This window comes from Hoeflea sp. (assembly GCF_039975035.1).
Lineage (GTDB): Bacteria > Pseudomonadota > Alphaproteobacteria > Rhizobiales > Rhizobiaceae > Hoeflea.
The window spans coordinates 1-6,486 of record NZ_JBDWHW010000025.1 but is presented as its reverse complement, the minus strand read 5'-3'; the positions used below and the strand labels follow the sequence as shown (position 1 = coordinate 6,486).

5 protein-coding genes and 1 pseudogene are annotated in these 6,486 nt (G+C 58.6%); 4 read left to right on the top strand and 2 right to left on the bottom strand.

Features of this window, described 5'->3' with window-relative positions:
* The coding region (locus ABJN75_RS02075) for an N-acetylneuraminate synthase family protein (protein ID WP_348436386.1) at positions 1-331 on the bottom strand (331 nt) is incomplete at its 3' end.
* Positions 332-581: 250 nt separating this feature from the next.
* Between ABJN75_RS02075 and ABJN75_RS02070 the strand changes: the two are divergent.
* From ABJN75_RS02070 to ABJN75_RS02055, 4 genes and pseudogenes are all read left to right on the top strand, one after another.
* Positions 582-1,785, top strand: a pseudogene (locus ABJN75_RS02070) (IS256 family transposase).
* 143 nt (positions 1,786-1,928) lie between these two features.
* Positions 1,929-3,224 carry an aminotransferase class III-fold pyridoxal phosphate-dependent enzyme gene (locus ABJN75_RS02065; protein ID WP_348436384.1) on the top strand — a complete coding sequence of 432 codons (1,296 nt, stop codon included), beginning with the start codon at positions 1,929-1,931 and terminating at the stop codon, positions 3,222-3,224.
* Between the two features lie 90 nt (positions 3,225-3,314).
* Entirely contained in the window at positions 3,315-4,310 is a 996-nt protein-coding gene (gene pseB, locus ABJN75_RS02060; RefSeq protein WP_348436382.1) for a UDP-N-acetylglucosamine 4,6-dehydratase (inverting), read from the top strand.
* Between the two features lie 141 nt (positions 4,311-4,451).
* Entirely contained in the window at positions 4,452-6,164 is a 1,713-nt protein-coding gene (locus ABJN75_RS02055; RefSeq protein ID WP_348436380.1) for a hypothetical protein, read from the top strand.
* 9 nt (positions 6,165-6,173) lie between these two features.
* Here the strand turns inward: ABJN75_RS02055 and ABJN75_RS02050 are convergent, their stop codons facing one another.
* Positions 6,174-6,344 carry a sugar nucleotide-binding protein gene (locus tag ABJN75_RS02050; RefSeq protein ID WP_348436378.1) on the bottom strand — a complete coding sequence of 57 codons (171 nt, stop codon included), beginning with the start codon at positions 6,342-6,344 and terminating at the stop codon, positions 6,174-6,176.
* Between the last annotated feature and the right edge of the window lie 142 nt (positions 6,345-6,486).

The following is a 6,486-nucleotide window of genomic DNA, read 5'->3' as shown; positions in this document are numbered from 1 at the left end:
AGATCGTTATCCCCGATGCCGCGGCGTGATCGAACAACTCCTGGTGCCATTCCCACGGCGTGTGCGCTTCTTCATAAAGCTCGTGCAGCGACCGCCCCTCCCAGAGGCCGTCATTGATCTTGAACTCGCTCCGGTGGGATTTGATCGTGATCGTGTCGGCAGTGTAGGTCTGCAGCTTCACAGCATCGGCACCGGCCTCTGCCGCAGCCTCTATCAACTTTTTTGCGCGCCCGATGTCCTGATTGTGATTGCCGCTCATCTCGGCGATCACGTAGGGCGGTTGGTCAGCGGAAATCAGCCGTCCGGCGATCGAAAACGGTACCCGGGTCATGTTGGAGAGCCTTTCTTTCAGGTTCGCTACCAACTAGCAGCAACACTGTTGATACGCAACATCGGCGGGCCTTTTCTAGCCATGCTACGGGACACTGACTTGGCCCGGGCGTTGTGCCGTCCCGGCAGACGGTAGTGTCCGCGGGCGTGGTGTAATTTCATCGGCGCTGCCGGTGTAATCTGGGTGGCCATCGAGGTGTATGGTCGAGGTGGAGTTAGCAGCTTCAACCACGAACCACACGGAGACCCCGATGACCAAGACCAATATGGACCTTTCAGAGCTTCTGCAAAAGCACGATCAGGGCGACTTGCTGCGCTCGATTGCCGAGGCTGTTCTTCAACTGATGATGGAGAGCGATGTCGACGGGCTGATCGGCGCGGGACGCCATGAACGGGCCGAGCAACGAACGACCTGGCGCAATGGCTACCGTGACCGCTCTCTCGATACCCGATTGGGGACGCTGAACCTGAAGGTGCCGAAGTTGCGGCAGGGCACCTATTTCCCCGGCTTCCTCGAAGCGCGCAAGACCTCTGAGCAGGCTCTGGTTGCGGTGATACAGGAAGCCTGGATTGGCGGTGTGTCCACAAGGCGCGTGGACGAACTGGTCCAGGCGATGGGTCTGAGCGGCATCTCCAAAAGCACGGTGTCCAAGTTGTGCAAGGACATCGACGAGCGGGTCGGCGAGTTCCTCAATCGCCAGCTTGCTGGTGAATGGCCCTATATCTGGCTCGACGCCACCTATCTCAAGCAGCGCCAGGGCGGCCGGATCGTCAGCGTGGCCGCCATAATCGCTGTTGCCGCCAATACCGAGGGCCGCAGGGAAATCATTGGTCTCGGCATCGGCCCCTCGGAGGCTGAGACCTTCTGGATGGACTTCCTGCGCTCGCTGAAGGCCCGCGGCCTGGACGGCGTTAAGCTGGTGATCAGCGATGCCCACAGCGGCCTGAAGGGTGCGATCTCCAGGGTCTTCGAGGCGACCTGGCAGCGGTGCCGCTTCACTGGATGCGCAACGCCCTGGCTCATGTCTCAAAGGCCAGCACACGGTCGTCGCCGCCGCCATCCGGCAGGCATTCGAGCAGCCCGACCGCAATCACGCTGGCGAGACTTGGCAACGCGTCGCCGTTCAGCTCCGCCAGTGATGGCCCAAGCTCGCCGATCTGATGGATGCAAGCGAGCACGATGTGCTGGCCTACATGGCCTTCCCTCGCCAGCACAGGACCAAGCTTCACAGCACCAATCCCATCGAGCGGCTGAACAAGGAAGTGAAACGCCGTGCCGACGTCGTCGGGATATTCCCCAACGAGGCCTCGATCATGCGTCTCATAGGCGCGGTGTTGTTCGAACAGAATGACGAGTGGCAGACTTCGAGCCGCTACATGATGGTCGAAGCCTTCGCCCAAATCGACAAGGAGGAGGTCGATCCCATCCTCAGCATAACAATGAAAGCCGCCTGATCATGACCTCAGGCCATCTGGAAAATTACACCACATTGACGGACGTGACCCGGCAGACGCCATTTCATGCTGAGAAAATTGTTTTCTCGGCAGAAGTAATCGACTATTGGTGCGCAGTGATCAGGAACAAGCCGAGGCAGAAGATGCTCCCGAATATTCGCGACTACAGCCAGTCCGTTGCCTATCTTGAGCGCGCTGAACGCACAATTCCGCTCGGATCCCAAACCTTCTCCAAGAGCAGGACGCAGTTTCCCGTCGGCGCCTCGCCTTTGTTCTGCAAGAGTGGCCTCGGACCGAGCATCACCGACATCGATGGCAACAACTACATAGACTTTGCCTGTTCACTGGGTTCGGTTACCCATGGATATGCCGATGAGGACATCAACGAGGCGATCGAGAAGCAGTTGAAAAGCGGCATCCTGTTCTCGATGCCGCACACGATCGAGGCGGAAGTCGCCGAACGCATCGTTGCAATGCTGCCGGGCGCTGAGAAGGTTCGCTTCGGCAAGAACGGCTCCGATGCAACGGCAGGATGCATCCGGCTGGCCCGTGCCTATACAGGCCGCGAGCGGGTTGCAGTCTGCGGCTATCATGGTTGGCAGGACTGGTATATCGGAACAACATCCCGGGATCTCGGGGTGCCGAAATCAACCAAGGAATTGACCTCGACGTTCCCCTATAACGACCTTGAGGCAGTCCGCACGCTGCTGGAGAGCTATCCCGGTGAATTCGCCGCGATCATTCTCGAGCCTGTCGCCTTCACCGAGCCGAAGCCCGGTTATCTCGAAGGCTTGAAGGCGCTCGCGCACAAGCACTCGGCATTGCTTGTCTTTGATGAGGTGGTCACCGGTTTCCGCCTTCGCGAGGGCTCTGCGCAGCAGCGCTACGGGGTCATTCCCGATCTTACTGCACTTGGAAAGGGACTGGCGAACGGTATGCCGCTTTCCGCGGTTGCGGGCCGTGCCGACGTGATGAAGCTGATGGAGGAGATCTTCTTCTCGTTCACGATGGGCGGAGAGGCGCTCTCCCTGGCTGCTGCGTCGTCAGTGCTCGACAAGGTCGCGAACGAAGGCAGCCTTGAGACCATCGACAGATCGGGACGGCGGTTGCTTGAGGGCGTCAAGCAAAGACTCGAGAGCAGCGGGCTTGAGAAGTACGTCTCCTGCATAGGCCTGCCTTGCTGGTCGCTGTTCACATTTGCCCATGCTCCGGCAGCAACCTCCTTCGAGCTCAAGACCCTGTTTATACAGGAAGCCGCATTGAGAGGGGTCTTCAATATCGGGCTGCACTTCCTCGGGACAAAACACGATTTCGACGTGATCGATGAGGCGCTGGCAGTCTACGAAGAGGTGTTTGCCATTCTTGCAGAGGCAGCAGAATCCGGGATTAACGGCAAATTAAACTGTGAACCGCTTGTGCCGCTGTTCAAGGTGCGATAGCTCAACGCCGTAGCGCTTCCGTATGGGCGTTTGTAGTCTTTCACCTCTCTTGAGGGCTAGATCTAACTGAAGAAAAGGACATTCCTCAAAATGGACGGAAAAAACATCCTGATTACCGGTGGTACCGGCACTTTCGGAAATGCGTTCGCAAAGTATGTTCTGGAAAATTACAAGCCAGCTCGGCTCGTTGTATTCTCGCGAGATGAATACAAGCAGTACATCATGGCGCGAGCATTCGGCGATCATGAGGCGCTTCGCTTTTTCATCGGAGATGTCCGTGACGAGGAGCGTCTGAATTTTGCCCTCAAGGGAATTGATACGGTCTTTCACGCTGCGGCGATGAAGCAGGTGGTCTCCTCGGAATACAACCCCATCGAGTGCATCAAGACCAATATCGAGGGAGCTGAAAACCTGATTCGCGCCTCGATAAACGCCGGGGTCAATCGCGTCATGGCGATCTCCACCGACAAGGCGGTCAAGCCGATCAATCTTTACGGCGCGACGAAAGCCTGCATGGAAAAGCTCTTCATCGCCGCCAATCACCTCGCCGGCGCCGGTGGAACGCGTTTTTCATGCGCGCGCTACGGCAATGTCGTGGGCTCGCGCGGCAGCGTGGTTCCGTTGTTCCGCGAGATGCGCCCCACCGGCAAGCTGACGATCACCGATACTCGCATGTCCAGGTTCTGGTTGACGATCGAACAGGGCGTGCAGTTTGTGGACAACTGCTCGCAGGTCATGCGTGGCGGCGAGATCTTCGTCTCCAAGACCCCCTCGATGATGGTGACCGACTTGGCAAAGGCGATGGCTCCGGAATGCGAGATCGAAGAGATCGGCATTCGTCCCGGCGAGAAGCTCTACGAGGATCTGATCGGCAGCGAGGAAGCTGCGAGAACGCTGGAATTCAAGAAATTCTACGTCGTTAAACCATCCATCAAGCTTTGGAACGATGAAGAAAGCAGCGAGTATGCCGGCGAAACCGGCAAGCCTGTCGACAGGGGTTTCAGCTACAACAGCGACAACAACTCCGACTGGCTCGATACCGAGCGATTGACCAAGATTCTCAGCGAGACTAAGGTTATCCATTAGCCACAGCTGCATTTCCTGCGGTGGCTTGCTTCGCGGCGTTGCGCGGATCTTTTGCGGCATCTGAGATGACGTTGCGTTGCAGATCGGCGTTTCGCAAGAAGCCGTGGCTGAGGTTGACCAGCCGACGTTGGGCACAGAAAGATGCAGGACGACGATGACCCCGGTCCGGTAAATGCGCCCTGCGTCGTGTGTTTCGGCGAAACAGCGGCCCGGGCCGCGCGTGCAGAGGGACTGACATGCGTTGCCCCCGGCGATCAATCCGCTGCCCGGGCATTCGCCGCCGCGGGTGGAACCGCCGGTCTGGTTGAATTTGCGCCGGACGGACGCGATCCGGAGTTCACGGGCCGGGCTGAACGGTACTACCTTGAGGCAGCCTCGATTGCGTCGAGGACCGTGCAGTCCTTGTCAGGCGAGCCGGACGGTTTTGACAATACGATGCTGAAGCCACTGCTGTTCCGGGCAGCCCGGGAAGCGGCTGCCCTGGAGATGGCGCTTGAGGCAGCGACCGAACCTGCATTTTGCGCGGGGAGCATCGGCGCGCGGGCGTTCGAGTTGAGATCCGGCACCGATCCGGTTCTGCAAGCAGCCGCGCTAATGCTGGGGTGGCGTTGGCAGGCGGTCGAGCCGCCGCTCGCTGTACCGCCGTTCCTGGTGAAACAGGCAGAGTTCGCCGGAGAAACGAAACTGTCGGGAGGATTGACGCTTGTCGACCTTCACGGCATTCCCGATCCGGTCGGACGCCTTAAACTCATTGCCGGCCGGACACCCGGAACACTGGTCGTCATCTATCACCGGCAACATGCCGGTCCCGCCGCGGTGATCGAGGCCGCGGTTGCCGCCATGTCGAATACGCAGATCTTGACGTTCGACATGAAGGGCAAGGAGCACACGGCGACGGATGCGGCAGACCTGTCTGAGTTTGTGGCGGGCTGTCTCACCAAACAGATTGCGCAAGCCGCCCGTTTCGCGGAAGCGTTGGAGCAGCTGACAGGAATTGGGAACCCTCTGGAAATCCATGTCAGCGATCACGTGAGCCCGGCTTCCCAATCGCTGTTGAGACTGGCGCGCCAACGATCTGTGGAGTTGCATGTCTACAGCCACGGCGCCTGGCCACTTCCCGAGCCCTTCCAGCTCAATGTCGAAATTCCGGACGATGTTCCGCCAACCCGGTATGCATGGCTCCAATGTGGCACGCCGGGGATCAATGCGGTTTCTCCACCATGGCGCTTCAATACGGGTTTACGCAGCCGTTTGAGACGGCAACTGCTCAAGGTTCATGGGCTGACCCGCAGGCCGCTCCGGGAGAAAGCGGTTGTCGGTGTGCTGCTGACCAGCGGACAGGACTTCATCGCTGCGGACACCGACGCAAGGCTGCTCCGCGAAGGGATGGGGGTACTTGCCCGAATCTGCGAAAAACGCGGATACAGTTTGCGAATACGACTTCGGGAAACGTCGGATGATCCCGGTTATCTTAGAGGAATTGTAGACCAGGCCCTTGCGAAGGTCGGAGTATCGAGCGCGACCTCGCCCAGGTTTGACTTGCACAATGTCGGCGACATCAGCATGGACCGATACCTGTCAGACCTCGATATGGTTGTCGAGGCAGGTCATCCGACATCGGCGATTCTCGAGGCCATCCAGATGGGAGTCCCTGTCTACAAATGGAGGGCAGCGGAAGATCTGTTTGCCTCAAGAGAGATCCAGCCATTCGGACCTGACCTTCTGGAAGACCTCTCTCCGGAAGATCTTGATGATGAAACAGCCTTCTCAACCGGTGGGCTTTCGAAAAGCAATCGAAGGAAGACTGCGTTGCGTCAGCTTAAATGGTTCGGGTCACGATTTCGAATGCGATAATCCAACGGTTCATCCCGCCTGGTTTTCAGGTTTGAGCAGACTGGCGACGACGCTTGAGGCGGAACTCCGCCAGGCGGGGGCGGAGTAGCCAAACACTTCCACCGTCTTCTCGCAGTCAAGCCTGGAGTTTGCGGGGCGGGGCGCCGGCGTCTTGTAGTTCGAACCGGGAATCCGGATCACGGTAAGCGGTGTGCCCCTCGCACATCGACAAACTTAGATGGTCGAGGATTAGGGTCTACTTGGACGGCTGCTGCGCCAAAAGCCTATGGCAGATCACCGGCGTAAACGAAGCACAGCTTGTTCCCTTCGGGATCGCGGCAAT

Excerpts from the sequence above, each read along its gene's own strand:
- ABJN75_RS02065 (WP_348436384.1), top strand. The coding sequence starts at position 1,929 with ATGCTCCCGAATATTCGCGACTACAGCCAGTCCGTTGCCTATCTTGAG.
- pseB (WP_348436382.1), top strand. The coding sequence starts at position 3,315 with ATGGACGGAAAAAACATCCTGATTACCGGTGGTACCGGCACTTTCGGA.
- ABJN75_RS02055 (WP_348436380.1), top strand. The coding sequence starts at position 4,452 with ATGCAGGACGACGATGACCCCGGTCCGGTAAATGCGCCCTGCGTCGTG.